The 16,163-nt window shown below is 56.5% G+C and carries 17 protein-coding genes; 7 read left to right on the top strand and 10 right to left on the bottom strand.

Translation table 11 applies throughout. The features are described from left to right. Nucleotides 1-2: 2 nt before the first annotated feature. The 4 genes from METAL_RS17315 to zwf all read right to left on the bottom strand — a co-directional run bounded on the left by METAL_RS17315 (nucleotide 3) and on the right by zwf (nucleotide 5,511). Entirely contained in the window at nucleotides 3-1,010 is a 1,008-nt protein-coding gene (locus tag METAL_RS17315) for a GlxA family transcriptional regulator (RefSeq protein ID WP_005374423.1), read from the bottom strand. A 225-nt stretch (nucleotides 1,011-1,235) separates the two neighbouring features. Next, nucleotides 1,236-1,802 (bottom strand): Uma2 family endonuclease, encoded by a 567-nt coding sequence (locus METAL_RS17310; RefSeq protein ID WP_005374421.1) that lies wholly within the window; start codon nucleotides 1,800-1,802, stop codon nucleotides 1,236-1,238. 124 nt (nucleotides 1,803-1,926) lie between these two features. Then, entirely contained in the window at nucleotides 1,927-3,747 is a 1,821-nt protein-coding gene (gene edd, locus METAL_RS17305) for a phosphogluconate dehydratase (protein ID WP_005374419.1), read from the bottom strand. A 297-nt stretch (nucleotides 3,748-4,044) separates the two neighbouring features. Further along, nucleotides 4,045-5,511 carry a glucose-6-phosphate dehydrogenase gene (gene zwf / locus METAL_RS17300; RefSeq protein WP_005374417.1) on the bottom strand — a complete coding sequence of 489 codons (1,467 nt, stop codon included), beginning with the start codon at nucleotides 5,509-5,511 and terminating at the stop codon, nucleotides 4,045-4,047. A 701-nt stretch (nucleotides 5,512-6,212) separates the two neighbouring features. Here zwf and METAL_RS17295 point away from each other — a divergent pair. The 4 genes from METAL_RS17295 (at nucleotide 6,213) to speD (ending at nucleotide 8,617) form a co-directional block, all read left to right on the top strand. Continuing rightward, nucleotides 6,213-6,386, top strand: coding sequence for a hypothetical protein (locus METAL_RS17295; RefSeq protein ID WP_005374415.1), 174 nt, complete (start codon nucleotides 6,213-6,215; stop codon nucleotides 6,384-6,386). A gap of 185 nt (nucleotides 6,387-6,571) precedes the next feature. Continuing rightward, the gene (locus METAL_RS17290) at nucleotides 6,572-6,934 is read left to right on the top strand and encodes a hypothetical protein (protein ID WP_005374413.1); all 363 of its coding nucleotides are present in this window, start codon (nucleotides 6,572-6,574) and stop codon (nucleotides 6,932-6,934) included. Nucleotides 6,935-7,383: 449 nt separating this feature from the next. After that, nucleotides 7,384-7,803 (top strand): OsmC family protein, encoded by a 420-nt coding sequence (locus METAL_RS17285; RefSeq protein WP_005374412.1) that lies wholly within the window; start codon nucleotides 7,384-7,386, stop codon nucleotides 7,801-7,803. A gap of 4 nt (nucleotides 7,804-7,807) precedes the next feature. Further along, the gene (gene speD / locus METAL_RS17280; protein ID WP_005374410.1) at nucleotides 7,808-8,617 is read left to right on the top strand and encodes an adenosylmethionine decarboxylase; all 810 of its coding nucleotides are present in this window, start codon (nucleotides 7,808-7,810) and stop codon (nucleotides 8,615-8,617) included. Between the two features lie 110 nt (nucleotides 8,618-8,727). Here the strand turns inward: speD and METAL_RS17275 are convergent, their stop codons facing one another. Continuing rightward, nucleotides 8,728-9,204, bottom strand: a complete 477-nt coding sequence (locus METAL_RS17275; protein WP_005374409.1) for a hypothetical protein — start codon at nucleotides 9,202-9,204, stop codon at nucleotides 8,728-8,730. A 228-nt stretch (nucleotides 9,205-9,432) separates the two neighbouring features. Between METAL_RS17275 and METAL_RS17270 the strand changes: the two genes are divergently transcribed. After that, nucleotides 9,433-9,903 carry a hypothetical protein gene (locus tag METAL_RS17270; RefSeq protein ID WP_005374406.1) on the top strand — a complete coding sequence of 157 codons (471 nt, stop codon included), beginning with the start codon at nucleotides 9,433-9,435 and terminating at the stop codon, nucleotides 9,901-9,903. 67 nt (nucleotides 9,904-9,970) lie between these two features. Here the strand turns inward: METAL_RS17270 and METAL_RS17265 are convergent, their stop codons facing one another. The 4 genes from METAL_RS17265 to METAL_RS17250 all read right to left on the bottom strand — a co-directional run bounded on the left by METAL_RS17265 (nucleotide 9,971) and on the right by METAL_RS17250 (nucleotide 13,505). Next, on the bottom strand, nucleotides 9,971-10,723 hold the full coding sequence (locus tag METAL_RS17265; protein WP_005374404.1) for an HAD family hydrolase: 753 nt from the start codon (nucleotides 10,721-10,723) through the stop codon (nucleotides 9,971-9,973). A gap of 169 nt (nucleotides 10,724-10,892) precedes the next feature. Continuing rightward, on the bottom strand, nucleotides 10,893-11,555 hold the full coding sequence (nth, locus tag METAL_RS17260; protein ID WP_005374402.1) for an endonuclease III: 663 nt from the start codon (nucleotides 11,553-11,555) through the stop codon (nucleotides 10,893-10,895). A 663-nt stretch (nucleotides 11,556-12,218) separates the two neighbouring features. Beyond that, nucleotides 12,219-12,428, bottom strand: coding sequence for a cold-shock protein (locus METAL_RS17255; protein ID WP_005374401.1), 210 nt, complete (start codon nucleotides 12,426-12,428; stop codon nucleotides 12,219-12,221). Nucleotides 12,429-12,557: 129 nt separating this feature from the next. Next, entirely contained in the window at nucleotides 12,558-13,505 is a 948-nt protein-coding gene (locus METAL_RS17250) for a DMT family transporter (protein ID WP_005374399.1), read from the bottom strand. A gap of 148 nt (nucleotides 13,506-13,653) precedes the next feature. Here METAL_RS17250 and METAL_RS17245 point away from each other — a divergent pair, with 148 nt between their 5' ends. Next, complete coding sequence (locus METAL_RS17245; protein ID WP_005374398.1) at nucleotides 13,654-14,016, top strand: DUF4870 family protein; 363 nt, start codon at nucleotides 13,654-13,656, stop codon at nucleotides 14,014-14,016. 30 nt (nucleotides 14,017-14,046) lie between these two features. Here the strand turns inward: METAL_RS17245 and ampD are convergent, their stop codons facing one another. Next, nucleotides 14,047-14,601, bottom strand: a complete 555-nt coding sequence (gene ampD / locus METAL_RS17240; protein WP_005374396.1) for a 1,6-anhydro-N-acetylmuramyl-L-alanine amidase AmpD — start codon at nucleotides 14,599-14,601, stop codon at nucleotides 14,047-14,049. A gap of 474 nt (nucleotides 14,602-15,075) precedes the next feature. Here ampD and METAL_RS17235 point away from each other — a divergent pair, with 474 nt between their 5' ends. Then, complete coding sequence (locus METAL_RS17235; protein WP_245549408.1) at nucleotides 15,076-16,161, top strand: lytic murein transglycosylase; 1,086 nt, start codon at nucleotides 15,076-15,078, stop codon at nucleotides 16,159-16,161. Nucleotides 16,162-16,163 lie beyond the last annotated feature (2 nt).

The raw sequence follows: 16,163 nt of genomic DNA, 5'->3' as shown, positions 1-16,163 counted from the left end.
GCCTATTTGAAATTCGCCCGATACTCCTGCGGAGAAATATTCAAAAACCGTTGGAAGGTGCGACGCATTTGTTCGGCATTATTGAACCCGCATTTGCCGGCGATGCTTTCCATCGGCAGGTCGGAGCGGAGCATCAGATTGCGTGCCGCTTCGAGGCGGGTCCGTTCGACGAATTTTGCCGGCGTGACGCCGATTTCCTGGCAAAAGACCCGCGAGAAATTCCGGGGACTCATCGCCATGCGGTCGGCAAGCGCCTCGACGCTCAGATCTCCGTCGGGATGGCTGACGATCCAGGCCTGCAATTCGCGAAAATCCTTGCGGGTTTTCGCTTCGTTGAAGACATAGCTGCTGAATTGCGACTGCCCGCCCGGGCGGCGCATGAAAATCAGCATGGCGCGCGCGACGTCGGCCGCGACTTCCCAACCCCAGTCGTCTTCGACCAGGCTCAAAGCCAGGTCGATGCCGGCGGTGACGCCGCCGGAGGTGTAGATACTGCCGTCGCGGACGAAGATCTTGTCGGGCAGAATCTGCACGTTCCGGTACCGGTTCGCCAGCTCCTCGCAGAACAGCCAGTGCGTGGTGGCTTTGCGGTTATTCAGCAGCCCGCTCTCGGCCAGCAAAAACGCGCCGGTACAGATCGACACCATGCGCCTGACCTTCGGCAGCATGGCCGGCAGCCAGCGGGTCAGTTTCTGGTCGGTCCAGGCATCGACCGTGAACGGCGCGCCGGTCACCATCAGCGTATCGATATCGCCGGGCACTTCGTCATAGCTGAAATCGGCAAAAATTTTCATGCCGGACGCGGTTTTGACCGGTCCGGCCCGTTCCGCGATCAGCGACAGCGAATAGACCGGCTCGTCCTCGGCAATCTGCCCGGCCAGACGCAATGCGTAATTCGCGTAACAAAACACGTCCATCGGCCCCGTCACATCCACGATTTCGCAGTTCGGATACACTACCATTGCGACGCGGCGATGGTGAAAAACGATCGAGGGTCTGGCGTGGGTCATAGAAGCGATCCTCCGTGGCTTTGAGACTCGTCATTAGCATGCACCTTTTTGTTGCGGGATAAAAGACAAAAATCCCGCAATTTCGGACAATCTGGGTACGGAATTAAGGCGGCGATGCGGGCCGCGGCGGATTGAGGATTTTGAGCGGGCAGTGATATTCGGGGAGAGGGAAGACCGATAGGCGCGGACGGACACGATTCTTCGGCGGAGCCGCAAGCGGTGCGTTCAGGACTGCGGCGCCCAAAAATCGTTCAAATTCAGACTGATCGCATCGAACGGCGGTGCCTGGACGATGTCGTCGTTTTGCCAGGTATGTTCCAGCAGCCACTGCCGTTCGAACAAGCGGTAAACTTCGAAAGTCCGAATGTCGGGGTCGATCAGCCATAGCCATTGCACCCCTTCCTGCGCGTAGATCGGCATTTTGACCGCGCGGTCGGTGCGCGCGGTGCCGGGCGAGAGGATTTCGCAGGCCCAGTCCGGCGCGAGCGTGAAAAAAGCGGTGTCCGGAAAAACCGGCATCCGCTCGCGCCGCCAGCCGGCCAGGTCCGGCACCAGGATGTTCGGTCCCAAATGCAATTCGGGCTCGAACCATATCCACCAGCCGCCCGGACCACCGCGTCCTTGGTCGAAAGGTCCGATGATTTCCCCGTTTAAGATCGATGCGGAACGCGCATGCTTCGGCCCCGGACGCGGCTGGGTAATCAACTGTCCGTGCAGGATTTCGCCGATCATGTATTCGGGCAGATCGAACAGGTCTTCGTAGGTGGCAAAACGGGAGGCCGGTTGGCTCATGGTTTGATCCCGCGCTGAAATGGAAGAAGGTCGAAATCCGGGAGCATCGCCGGAAAGCCGGCAAGAACCGTTTTCCGGCGATGCATTTGGTTGATTCGGAACTTAACCGACTTGCGGCAAAAAATCAATCGTAAACGAATACATTGGTGGCGCCGGTTTCGGCGGACGAGGCGTTCAGCCGGAAGCCGGCGAACAGTTCGCGGCCCATGCCGTGGTGATGGTCTTTCGCGCTGTTCACCGCCGGTTTGCGGGCATTGAACTCGTCCTTGTCGACCAGCACGTTCACTTCGCCGGTTTCGGTGTTCAGATGGATCATGTCGCCGTTGCGGACTTTCGCGAGCGGGCCGCCGTCCGCGCATTCGGGGCACATATGGATCGCCGACGGCACCTTGCCGGACGCGCCGGACATGCGGCCATCGGTGATCAGCGCGACTTTGTAGCCTTTGTCCTGCAACAGGCCCAGCGGCGGAGTCAGTTTGTGCAGCTCGGGCATGCCGTTCGATTTGGGGCCCTGAAAGCGGATCACTGCGATGAAGTCGCGGTCCAGCTCGCCGCGCTTGAATGCGGCCATCATATCGTCCTGGTCGTCGAAGACCACAGCGGGAGCCAGCACTTCGCGGTGGTCCTTGCTGACCGCGGATACTTTCGAGACGCCGCGGCCCAGGTTGCCGTGCATCACGTGCAGGCCCCCCGAGGCATCGAACGGATCGGCGACGGAACGCAGCACCTCGGTGTCGAGCGAGGCGGCAGGGCAGGGCTCCCAGGTCAGTTTGCCGTCCGCCAGTCTGGGTTCCTGGGTGTAATGCTTCATGCCCTTGCCGTCCGCGACGGTCGGGATATCTTCGTGCAGCAGGCCGTTGGCTAACAGTTCCGCGATCAAGACGCCCATGCCGCCGGCGGCATGGAAGTGGTTCACGTCCGCCGGCCCGTTCGGATAGATCCGGGTCAACAACGGCACGACCCTGGAGAGCGCGTCGAAATCGTCCCAGTTGATGATGATGCCGGCCGCGCGCGCGATCGCGATCAGGTGCATCGTATGGTTGGTCGAGCCGCCGGTGGCGAGCAGGCCGATGATCGCGTTCAGGATCGCCTTCTCGTTGATCACATGGCCGATCGGGCGGAAATCGTCGCCCAATGCGGTGAATTTCAACACCTGGCGGGCCGCGGCTTTGGTCAGCTCGTCGCGCAGCGGCGTATAAGGATTGACGAACGAAGAGCCGGGCAGATGCAGGCCCATGATTTCCACCATCATCTGGTTGCTGTTGGCGGTGCCGTAGAAGGTGCAGGTGCCGGGCCCGTGATAGGACTTCGATTCGGATTCGAGCAGTTCCTGCCGGGTGATTTTGCCTTCGGCGAACTTTTGCCGCGCGCGCGATTTTTCCTTGTTGGTGATGCCGCTGGTCATCGGGCCGGCCGGTACGAACACGGCCGGCAGATGGCCGAAACTCAACGCGCCGATCAACAGGCCCGGCACGATCTTGTCACAGACCCCGAGATACAGGGCGCCGTCGAACATGTTGTGGCTGAGCCCGACCGCAGTCGCCATCGCGATCACGTCGCGGCTGAACAGGGACAATTCCATGCCGGCCTGGCCCTGGGTAATCCCGTCGCACATCGCCGGCACGCCGCCGGCGAACTGGGCCACGCCGCCCGCTTCGTGGATCGCTTCCTTGATCAGCGCCGGCGCGTCTTTGTACGGTTCGTGCGCGGACAGCATGTCGTTGTACGATGAGATGATCGCGATATCCGCTTTTTGCGGGCCGGCCAGGTCGGCCTTCTCGGCTGCGGAACAGGCCGCGAACCCGTGCGCGAGGTTGCCGCAGCCGAGCGTCAGGCGGCGCGGGCCCTGTTCGACCGCCGAGTCGACGCGGGCAAGATAAATGGCGCGGCTTTCGCGGCTGCGCTTGACCACATCGCGGGTGACTTTTTCGATGACTGGATGCATAGTGAATACCTGCTGAGCGGCGACTTCGAAAAGTGCGCCAATAATGAATAAATCTGTGAGCGAGTAGGCTGGGTTGAGGAACGAAACCCAGCGTTACTTAAAACCCATGCTGGGTTTCCGCAAAGTGCGTAGGTCGGGCAGCGCTTTTTTGCCCGACATTTTGACCATCGGACATCTCGAAACGTCGGGCACAAAAAGCGTGCCCGACCTACAGCTTCGGCGTCTTGAAGTCGGTTAAACCATCCGATCCCGTTTTTCATAACGCTTGACTCGGATAACAGTATTTACGCCTCTTCCTCAGCCTTCCCACGCCCGGCCGTCGCGGTCGAGCAGTAAGTCGGAGGCGATCGGTCCCCAGGTGCCGGCCTGGTACGGCTTCGGTTTTTCGGGGGACTTCGCCCAGGCGTTCTGGATCGAATCGATCCATGTCCAGGCCTGTTCGATTTCCTCGCGGCTCAGGAACAGGGTCGGATTGCCGCGCATCGCTTCGAGCACCAGCTTTTCGTAGCCGCCGAAAATCCGGCTCTTCTTGAAGGTTTCCGAAAAACTCAAATCGAGCTTGGTCTTCTGGATCTTCAGGTTTTCGTCGATGCCGGGCACTTTGTTCAGCATCTCGATTTCGACGCCTTCGTTCGGCTGTAAATGAATGACCAATTTGTTCGGCGGCAGGCGCAGGTAACTGTCCTTGAAGATGTTGTGCGGCACGCGCTTGAAATAGACTACGATTTCGGTGCGCTTGCTGTGCATGCGCTTGCCGGTTCGCAGATAGAACGGCACGTCGGCCCAACGCCAGTTGTCGATGTCGGCCCGGAGCGCGACGAAGGTTTCGGTCGTGCTGTCGGTGTTGGCGCCTTCTTCCTCCAGATAGCCGGGGACCGGCTTCCGGTTCACGTAACCTGCGCTGTATTGGCCGCGCACGGTTTTTTCGTCTACGTTTTTGGCCGTAATCGGGCGCAACGCTTTCAGTACCTTGATTTTTTCGTTGTGGATGCTTTCGGCTTCCAAGTTGGCCGGCGGTTCCATCGCGATGAAGGTCAAAATCTGCAGTAAGTGATTTTGCAGCATGTCGCGCAGCTGCCCGGTCTTGTCGAAATACTCCCAGCGGCCTTCGATGCCGATGTCTTCGCCGACGGTGATCTGGATATGGTCGATCGTGTTGTGGTTCCAGTTGGTCGTGAAGATCGAATTGGCGAACCGCAAGGCGAGCAGATTCAGCACCGTTTCCTTGCCCAGATAATGGTCGATCCGGTAAACCTGGTTTTCGCCGAAGACTTTGGCGACTTCGTCGTTGATTTCGATCGACGATTTCAGATTATGGCCGATCGGTTTTTCCATCACCATCCGTGATTTGGACGTCAGGATGCCCGACTGGTCGAGGCCCTGGCAAATGTTTTTGAATAAAAACGGCGCAACCGCGAAATAATTGACCATCACCCGCTGCTGCTGATCGATCACCTCGTGCAGCCGTTGGTATTGTTCCATCCGGGTCAAATCGATCTGCAGATAATTCAGCCGGCTCGAAAAGCGCTTCCAGACTTCCTCGTCCAGTCTCTCGTTCAGGAACTGCTGCAGGCTTTTATGCGCCACATCGATGTAAAAAGCGCTGTCGCCCGGATGCCGGTCCACGCCGACGATCCGTGTGTCGGGTTCGAGCAGGCCCGCGTTTTCGAGGCGGTACAACGAAATGAGCAGTTTGCGCCGGGTTAGATCGCCGAGAGCGCCATAGATGACCAGATCGCAGGGTTTGAATTTTTTGTCCTTCATTTGGAGATGGTTTCAGGTTTTTTATCGAGTCGGAAAGGGGAATGAGCGTCGGGTTTTGGGCTGGTCTGGGGTTGAATAAACCTCTTATTATCGCAGAAAACGGGCTTCACCGCCGTACTCATTGCAACGCTGGAGGTGCCGGAATGAAATCGGCGGAGTTTCGATCCGGTTCCACCCGCCTTTACCTCGGGCTTTGCGGGGGGAAATCGCGATTTGCTATGATTTCGAATCGAAATTTTATTGACAGAGGTTGCGACTGCCACTATAGTATCGATTCACTACTATTGGAAAGGCGATAATTTTCGCTGCCCGCCGTAACGGCGGAATTACCGAATGCAGACGATTGAAACGCTTGTTCCGGCGGGGAAGATCGATTCTGGAAGAATCCTGGTCCGGTGAATCCGGTAGATAGTGAGGCCCGAACGGCGTCAATGACGGGGCGCGGTGAAAGCAAGTGTGGGATGACGCAGTCGAGCGTGGCGCGGATTTGTTGCGGCCGGCTCTGAGGCACTGCCGGTTTGGACTGCGGCTAAAGCGTAAGGAATGCCGAGACGGCTGGATGTGCAAATGGTTGCCAAACGCGGGTCGCAAGGACACGGTCCGGCCTTCATCCAGCCGCATCGGTAAGGGAAAGACGCTGTAAACGGATTAAAAAAACGATAAAAAAATATTGAGTGGCTATTTTTTTCGAGGTGGACAATATGAATGAAGAAGTAAAAGTTAAAGACCGCTTCTGGATGTACGTCGGCTGCGCGGTATTCGTGATCGTGACCGGCATTCTGATGGTCAAGCAAAGCGAGAACGAAAAATACGCGCCGATTAAACAGTTGGCGGATGATGAAAAAGCATCGATGAACATCCGGGTACTGAGTTAATTTCCGGCATATGGCCGTTGTGCTTGCGGAAAATGCGCCGGTCCCCGGCTCCGTAATAACCGGAGGGATCGGCGTTTTGGCAGGGACGGCGCCTTTGGCAGTTGCGCGTTTTATTGATCGGCTTCACGTTCGGTCAAGAGGGAGCGCAGTTCAGCTCTTAAACATTCCGAACAGGAGGAACAACTATGAAACGTAATTTTACCTGGCTGGCCGTCGCCTTGGTCGTATTTTCCGGCGGCGCTTCGGCATCCGAATACATTTTCAGGGATTTGATGGCCAATACCCTGCCGTCGCCCGGCTGTGCAGCCGAGGCGGAAGCGATTGCCAAAGCGACCAAACCTTATAATATCAACAACTACAGCAAGCGGTTCTGTCAAACCCAGGGGTACGGCTGGTACGTGTCGGAGGTCAAGGACAACGGTAAAGCGGTCTGCGAAGATTGCACCGGCGCGGATGCTGGCAAAAAGCAATGCCATGTCGAAGACGTCGTGGTGACCTGTAAGCGCCTGAAACCCGGCACGGCGGGTTTGATTCCGGGAAAGAGCTGAAATTGCTTGCTCCATCGGTCGATTTTTTCTTGCTCAGACGGTTGGCGTGTTTTATTAGGGGCCTTCCCCCTAGGCCGATAAATCACGCCGGCCGTTCAAAATCTGCCGTTTTTTTACCGGTCGTCAATTCCATGGCTTGCGCTTCGATTGGAATGCGCGGTCTCGGCCGGTACCTTTTTTCCTTGTCATCCTCCGCTTCGCCAAATTTCTTGAAATTGAGTGGATCGGTGTAGCCCGGTGCCCCTGTTCTTTAGGTGGCCGGGGCGTCCCTTCATCCTGCTTTGCACCCATTCGATCCCCCTATTTACCGCTGCATGCCGCTCACGTTCAAGGCCTCGGAATGGCGCGCGGCAATATGGGATTTTTACAAAAAAATCAATATCGAATCTCTGTCAATCCGCATTTCTATGCTACTCTATGCGTCTTTTTTTATCGGGGGATGAAAATCGATGAAAGCGACAGTCAAATGGGTTGACGGCGTGATGTTTGTCGGTGAATCCGGCAGCGGCCACGCGGTCGTGATGGACGGTCCGCCCGACCACGGCGGCCGGAACATGGGGGTTCGGCCGATGGAGATGCTGTTGCTTGGCGTAGGCGGTTGTTCGTCGTTTGATGTGGTGCAGATTCTGAAGAAGGGTAAGAACGACATCGTGGATTGTATAGCCGAATTGACCGCCGAGCGCGTCGATGCGGTGCCGGCCGTGTTCAGCAAAATCCATTTGCATTTTATCGTCAAGGGCCGCAATTTGAAGGAATCGGCGGTCGAGAGGGCGGTCAAGCTGTCGGCGGAAAAATATTGTTCCGCTGCGATTATGTTGGGTGAGGCGGGGGTGGAAATCACCCATGATTTTGAAGTGATCGAGGTTTAATGAGTTGAAAAATAAATTGCAATTGCACGGCTTTAACAATCTGACGAAGTCGCTGAGTTTCAACATCTATGACGTTTGTTATGCACCGGCCGAACAGCAGCAGGCCTATATCGAATATATCGACGAAGCCTACAACGCCGACCGTCTGACGCAAATTCTGAAGGATGTCGCCGACATTATCGGCGCACAGATTCTGAATATCGCGCATCAGGATTATGATCCGCAGGGCGCCAGCGTGACAATGCTGATTTCGGAAGGCGATGTGATGCCGCCTGCGAGCATGAACAGCCAGACGCCCGGTCCCCTGCCCGATACCGTGCTGGCGCACCTCGATAAAAGCCACATTACGGTGCATACCTATCCCGAAAGCCATCCCGACAACGGCATCAGCACGTTTCGGGCGGACATCGACGTGTCGACCTGCGGCCGCATTTCCCCGCTGAAGGCGCTGAATTACCTGATCCACAGCTTCGAGTCGGACATCGTGATCATGGATTACCGCGTTCGCGGCTTTACTCGCGACATCACCGGTAAAAAGCATTACATCGACCACAACATCACCTCGATCCAGAACTATATCGCGAAGGATACGCAGGAGCTGTATCAGATGATCGACGTGAACGTGTATCAGGAGAACATTTTTCACACCAAGATGATGCTGAAGGAGTTCGAGCTCGAAAATTATCTTTTCGAAAAGGAAAGCAACTTGAACGACCTGCAAAAGGCGGAGATCGAAAAGAAACTGCAGACCGAAGTCACCGAGATTTTTTACGGACATAATTACCGCCGTAAAAAGATCAAAGTGGCCGACTGACAATTTCCACGTCTCGTTGAGCGGAGCAGGGCGGGTAAGCGAAGGTCTTACCCGCCCTGTTTTTTTGATGGTGGCCGCCTTTTACGCGAAGGCTGGCGCTCTTTAACCGCTCAAGCAGCGTCCCGGTGCGCGAGCGCGGCGGCGATGCTCAGATATTCCGAGGGTCTGGGCCGGTATAAAACGAATCCGAGTGCGGCCAGGCCGGTAAAAATGTACAGCGTATTCACTCCGTCGCCGAGCAGGAAGAGGACGATGCCCAGTATCCCGATAGCTTCAACCGATACCATCGACACGATCACGGCCGTCAGGTAGCGGCGCTTGGCCGGTCTGCCGCCGGGCATCGTCTGGCAGAGGCGGACTTGAATGTAACGGATCAGGTTCGTCAACGGAAAAGTGATGATCGCGATCGCATAAAACACGGTGCGGTATGTGATCAGCCGGTCTTGGGGCCAATGCTGCTGCCATTGTTCGCCTTCCCGGATACAAAGCGCGGCGACGACGGCTAGGCTTGCCGCCATGACGATCATGACGGCGCGGGGAATCATCAGATCGGCGTTGATTCGGGCATTATCGAATTGAGAATCCATCGTTTTCCTGAATATTGATAGCGGACATATGATACCACCTTCGGCCTTTGCCGGCGGATGCCGGCGTTTTCGGTGCAAGAATCTATTATCCTCCAGGAGTGGATCGAGTTTTGATAAAGTGATAAAGTTGGCCATTTTGGCGGAATGGCTCGCCGGAACGCCGGGATTGCGCAACGGCAGGCCGGATGCCCTGGTTACAATAATAACGAAACTACGACGGTCTTCCTTATGAAACACTCAAGACACAAAATGAATGCCTGGCTGGCCGCCTGCGCCGGTCTGGTCTTTGCCTTTATGGTGACGGCTTGCTCCGACAGAGAAGATGCCCAGCAACCGCCCAGTAAAGCCGAAGCCAGGAAAATGCAGACGGCGGGAGATGTGCACAATCCGTTCGACCATACGCACGACGAGCCGGTCACCGATATCCGGAAGCACAAATTCGAGCACGATTTCGCGGCTCAATGCGTCGAGAGGGAGTTGAAAAACTCCACGGACAAAGAAGCGGGCAAAGCCCGCTGGGAGAAACCCTGCATGTGCATCGCGACCTTCATGATGAAAAACCTGACCGCCGACGAAGCCGGAAAATTTCTCGACGAGCATAAAAATACCCAGTCGCTCGTGATCAAGTACGAGAATGCCGCCTTCCATTGCCTGCAGGCGAAGCAACAGCCTAAAGAGCCGCAGTTATTCGGCAGATAATAACGTTTTTTCGATTCGGCCGCTTGGCCGGCGGAGACAATCCATTCCCTCCGGCCCAAAGCGGCGTTCAGGGTTCCAGAAATTCCTCAAGCCGCTGCAGCACGAAAGGCTGCGCCTCGGCAAGCGCTTTGTCCTTGGGCGTGTTGTAACCCCACAGCGCGAAGATCAGTTTGATGCCGTCCAGCTCCGGATGTTTGCGGACGTTCAACAGGGTCGGTAGGCGGTCTTCGGCAAAATACAGCGTTTGTTCCGAATGCGCTTTTAGCAAGCCTTTCAGTACCTCGGGCTTGCTCATATTGCGGTCCAGCCCGAAAATGCGCTCGTCCGCCAGCTCGATCGCGTGGGCGGCGAGGATTTCTTTGGCGAAGCGCTCCTGTTTGGTCGTCACCACATACCAAGTATGACGTTCTCCGATTGTCCGGAGCTTGTCCGCGATTCCGTCGAACAGCGGATTCATCCGGATCCAGTGTTCCCGATCCTCCGCGATCCAAAGATCGCGGGTTTCGCCGAATAACCGCTTCAGTTCGCCGGGGCCGATTCGGGTTTCTTCCATCAGGGCTTTGCTTTTGGCTTCATAATTCGAATAAATACTGGCAACGGTCTCGCCGAGAAAGAGAAGGCGCATTGCCAGAATTGCCTCGAAACCGGTCTCGATCAACGGGCGGACCGCCCGAAAATGGTCGACCATGATCGATGGAACTTCCCGGGGCATGTCGTTCCAGAGGCGGTCCGCCGCTTTCCAGCCGGTCATTGCGGTTTCCACCGCGCTGTCGCAGATCACGCCGTCGAAATCGAGCGCGTAAACAAGAGAATCTTTCATGAGGTGCTTCATTTAATCAAAAGAGGAAACAGGTCTGCCATTGAGGCGGGGGTGAAAATGCGCGGCCTGGCTGCAGAGGATAAAATGGATTGGCTGCGTACGGTTTCGATCGGGCGGACCCGGTTTGGATGACGGATTCGGTCGTCAATGGGCCGGAAATGGCGCTTGTTCAGGGCGACTTATCCGGTTCTGCGCGAAGCGCGACGGTTTTTTCGGTATATTCGCACAGATCTTGGATCACGCAAGCGGGACATTTCGGCCGGCGCGCCGTACAAGTGTAGCGGCCATGCAAAATCAAGAGATGATGCGCATACCGTTTGTGTTTGTTGGGTGTCCATTTATCGAGTTTCTGTTCGACTTCGCGTACGTTTTTTCCGGGCGCAAGGCCGGTCCGGTTGGCGACCCGGAATACATGCGTGTCGACCGCGATGAGTTCGTGTCCGAAGGCGGTATTCAGAAGCACATTGGCGGTTTTCCGTCCCACGCCGGGAAGCGCCTCCAGGTCTTCCCGAGAGTCCGGCACTTCGCCGTGATGTTTTTCGAGCAATTGGCCGCACAAAGCAATGATATTGGCGGCCTTGCCGTTATAAAAGTTGATCGTTTTGATGTACTCTTTCAGGCCGTCTACGCCGAGGGCCTGAATGTCCCGTGGCGTATTGGCGACCGGAAAGAGTTTGGCGGTCGCTTTATTGACGCCTTTGTCGGTTGCCTGGGCGGACAGGACGACGGCGATCAACAATTCGAACGGGGTCGTATAGCGCAGTTCCGTAGTGGGTTCGGGAATCGCTTCGGCCAGACGATCAAAAATCGCCAGTCGTTTGTTTGCATTCATTCGGTCGCGTCAGCTTAGTTCTTGCATCTTGCGGTTTTTGGTACCCTCCGATGCGCGGGTATCCCTTTTTATAGGCATACGGCAGGTCAAAAATGCGGTCATTCTACACCATATCCCGTGGTCTTTGCGGCATCGTTTTAAGGCCCTTGCCCTTGCAGGTACAAAGGGATCGATGTATGGCGAATAGCCGCCGTTTGTGGTGTAACGCGCGCCGGAGCTTTGGATAAAGGTTGAAAGAGCTGCCTTGCGGCAGCCAATTCCGATCGGGCGTTACGGGCTCCAAAAAAGCAGCAAACCGTTTTTCAGGGCGGATCGCGGTCGGCGGAATGTTGTTTGGGAGGGCAATGTTGTTCCAACGGCAAACAGAGGCTGCCCCGGCCGCGCTCACATTCGCCGGGTGAAGCCGTCCGCGGCTCCCCGCGATGTGTCCGGCAAAGGAAAATCCCTGGCTTGGCGTTGCCTGCGGGTGGAATAACCTGATGGCCTTGCCTTAGCCGTGATCCTTTAAGACGGGAGGATGTGGATGCGCAAAAAAACGCACGGCATCGGCGAAGCTGCGGATGCCGCAGGGGCTAAGGACTTTGCGACCTAAAGGGGCGTAAGCAATCAAACCACAATAAAAAACCCGCGTAGAAAGAAGATCCTATGCGGGTTTGATCTGGTTTAGACCGCCGTTACATTCTCGGCTTGCGGCCCTTTTTGACCTTGAGTCACCTTCATCGTGACTTTTTGGCCTTCGCGTAACGTTTTTCTACCGGTGCCGTTAATTGCGCTGTGATGCACAAAAACATCTTTGCCACCTTCCTGGGCGATGAAGCCAAAGCCCTTCTCATCATTGAACCATTTAACGGTGCCTGTAACCAGATCTGACATAAAATACTCTTCTGAAAAAACCGCCAATCGTCTTGGCGCAACACATCCGGGCGGGTAATCCGTCCGGCTCACTCTCTTGCGGAACGGTCATAGTAGCACTAAATCCGGGAATTGGGCAGAACTATTTCGCTAACGGTATCTGCCAGGCCGCTTGTCTGCAGGCCGGCGGCGGCTGTCGCGGATTTCGGCCGCCGCATAGCGTGCCTTGGCGGGGCCGCGCCGGCCCGTAAATTCGTGGAGAAACAGAGCCGCCAATATAGCCAGCGCGCCGGTCAGTACATCGGCCGTTATCGGTTCCCGATTGGCTGCGTGACCGAGCAGCAGCGCCAGCACCGGCGAGATCAGGGTGATCAGGGCGACCCGTGCCGCCGGAAGCTGAATCAGCAAGTAATAATACAGGACGAAGCCCGCTGTCGTCGCGATCATTCCCAAGTAAACGATCGACGCGATACTCGCCGGCGTGAAGCGATCCGGCCATTCGCCGTCGAGGATGCCCCAGGTCAGTAAATAAGCGGGCAGGGCGATCAGCAGACCGCCGGCGACCTGGGTCAATGCCGGGAGGTTGGCCCCGATGCGTTTGATCGACAGGGCGCTGAACGAATGCAGAAAGGCGCCTAAAATCACCGCCGCGATACCCAGGGCGGCGTTGCGTCCCATTGTCAGCGCCGACCCGAACATCAGACTCAGTCCGCCGATGCCAAGCAGATAGCTGAGCAATTTGCTGAAGTTCAGTTCGCGCTGCCCCAGCCAGAACCTTGTTAGCAGCGCCGTAATCAGCGGTGTCAGGCCGAACAGCACCGAAATCCAGCCGGACGGAATGAACTGGGCGGCCCAGTATACCGCGATCATCGAACAGTAGATCTGCAGCGCGACCGCGAGATAAGTCAGCCGGGCCTTGCCGTGCCAGGGCAAAGGCTGCTTCATGATCAACAGAACGGGGCCGATACAGACGACGCCGATCGCCATGCGTCCGGTCACCCCGAACAGGAAGCCGGGGCCTTCGCCGCTCCACTTGATGGCCAAAGGTGTGGTGGCCCACAGCAAGACCACGCAGAGATAGGCGATCGCAATACGCATGAATGAAGATGGCGGCGGTTGAGTGTTATGATGAATTCGAAACTTTGTACCGGCATTTTACGCCTAATTCAATGTCGAGGGCACTTTGCCTAAAGCGGCGTGCCGTGACATTACCCGAAAGACTCAATTACTGACGCAGGAGTTCACCATGAGCGAGTCACCGCAATCACATGATGCTGAAAAAATGGCTTCCCTGAAAACGCTGACCGGGATTGTCTATTTATGTCAGGTATTGGCATTCGGCTTCGGCGGACTGACCTTGCTGATAGGGGTCGCGATCAATTTCATGAAGCGGAATGAGGTTCAGGGTACCTGGCTCGAATCGCACTTCAATTGGCAGATCAATACCGTCTGGATCACGCTGGCCGGCTTTGCGATAGCCGCACTTTTGATGTTTACGGGGATCGGCTACTTTATCCTGTTGCCGGTGATTCTGTTGCTGGTTTACCGGATCGTGATCGGCTGGGTCGCCTGGACAGCTGAAAAGCCGGTCAAGCAAATCATTCAATAACGGGATCGGGCGCGTCTCCGGCCGGCCTTTTCAGCAATTCCGGCCATCCAGCAATTGCCGCAATTTTTCCCAATCGAACACCGCGCCGGGATCGGTCTTGCGTCCCGGCGCAATTTCGCTGTGCCCTGCGATACGTTGTTTGGACAGCCTCGGATAGGTTCTCAACAAGGTCTCGATGACTACCGCCAGTTGCCGGTATTGTGCTTCCGTATAAGGGATATCGTCGGTGCCTTCCAGTTCGATTCCGATCGAAAACTCATTGCAGCGCTCGCGTCCCAGGTACGACGAAACCCCTGCGTGCCAGGCGCGCTTGTCGAACGGTATATATTGGGTGATCTCGCCGCCGCGCTTGATCAACAGATGCGCCGAAACCTTCAGTCGGTGAATCGCTTCGAAATACGGGTGTGCCGCCGGGTCCAGCCGGTTACAGAATAACCGGTCGATATAAGAATGGCCGAACTCGCCCGGCGGCAGGCTGATGCAGTGGATCACGATCAGCGAAATGTCCTCGGTGTCAGGCCGGTCGTCAAAATTGGGGGAGGGGATTCGGTCGGCTCCGGTCAGCCAGTGTCGATCAATCAGCATGAGAAATAATAGAGGGCCGTTAGGCGCAGTTATTGCCAGCAATTTTTTATTATTTCCCGAAAGCGCCGTTAAATCCAGCGAAGTCTTTAAATGTTAAGGCTTTAGTGGGATAATCTTTCGAAACATAAGCTCATCCGTTCCGGTCGGACTTTCGCTGAGAAGCGAGCGGATCGTTCCGTCCTTTCATCCCGATATCCGACTTGATTCCCAGACCGGCGGCGCGCAGCTCGGGCGCAATCCGAAGTATTGGCGTCCGCGCACTCCCGCAGTGCCGGTGCGTAATGGAATTCCGTGATAGAGAGACGGGCGCGGATTTATGCCCGAGCCGTATCGTTTTGGCCGAACCGGCAGGAATCGATGAACGGACCGGCCGCGGATGAGTCTAAGTTAGCGCAAAACAGAAGCGGCTTGAAAAAAATCGGTGATCGAGCCATTCAATCGCCCGCCGAAAAATTACAAGAATTGAGGATCATCGTGCTCCCCCGAATTTTAAGATATCTCCCGATTGCGGCTTTGGCCGCGTTTATCGCCGGTTGCGCGACCGATGCGCCCGGACTGCATGACAACTATACCTATCAAAGCCCTCCGCAAGCACAACCGAAGCCCGCGACGGTACAGCCTCCTGCCGCCCCCTATCCGTCGGCTTCCGTTCGGCCGGAGTTATCCGCGGGCTCTGCGGCCGGCGTTCTGGCCGGCGCTTATTCGGATTATCCCTCCGTGCGGCGCTTCATCGGCGACATGGTGAGCAAGCACGGATTCTCGGAAAGCTACCTGAACGGGCTTTTTTCTCGAGCCCATCGCCTGGAGTCCGTGATTCGCTTGGAAAATCCGCCACCTTCGCCGGGAACTTCCAAGCCCAGCGTCGGCAGTTGGACCCGCTACCGGAACAAGTTTCTGACCGAGCAGCATATTCAGAACGGCACCAACTTCTGGCTCGATAATGCGGAGGTGATTCGCAAAGCGAGCGTAACCTATGGGGTCGATCCCGAATATATCGTCGCGATCATCGGCGTCGAGACCTATTTCGGGCGCAACTTTGGCAAAACGAGTATCTTCGATTCGCTGACGACGCTGTCTTTCGACACCTACCGGCGCTCGAAATTCTTCATGTCCGAGCTCGAAAGCTTCTTGCTGATGGCGCGCGAAGAAGATTTCGATCCGTTGGAACCGAAAGGCTCCTGGGCCGGCGCAATGGGCTACGGCCAGTTCATGCCGAGCAGCTTCCGCCGGCTGGCGATCGACTTCAATAGCGACGGCCGGCGCGACCTCTGGCATCCGCACGACGCGATCGGCAGTGTCGCGCACTATTTTTCCAAGAACGGCTGGCACTATAACAACCCGGTCGCCAGACCGAGCAACGGCTCCCGGGCGGAAGGTCCGGTGATCGAGCTGAGCACTTACGACGGCCCGGAGCACTGGCGCACCTATCCCAATTTCAAGGTGATCAAACGCTATAACAACAGCGATAAATATGCGATGGCTGTGCATCAGCTGGCGCAGGCGATCCGGCAGCGCATGGAAACTTCGGGCGCCGTGATTCGGTCGTCCAGTGCAAAATAGCG

Origin of the sequence: Methylomicrobium album BG8 (assembly GCF_000214275.2) — a bacterium.
GTDB classification, from domain to species: domain Bacteria; phylum Pseudomonadota; class Gammaproteobacteria; order Methylococcales; family Methylomonadaceae; genus Methylomicrobium; species Methylomicrobium agile.
This window is presented reverse-complemented; position numbering and strand designations above follow the sequence as displayed.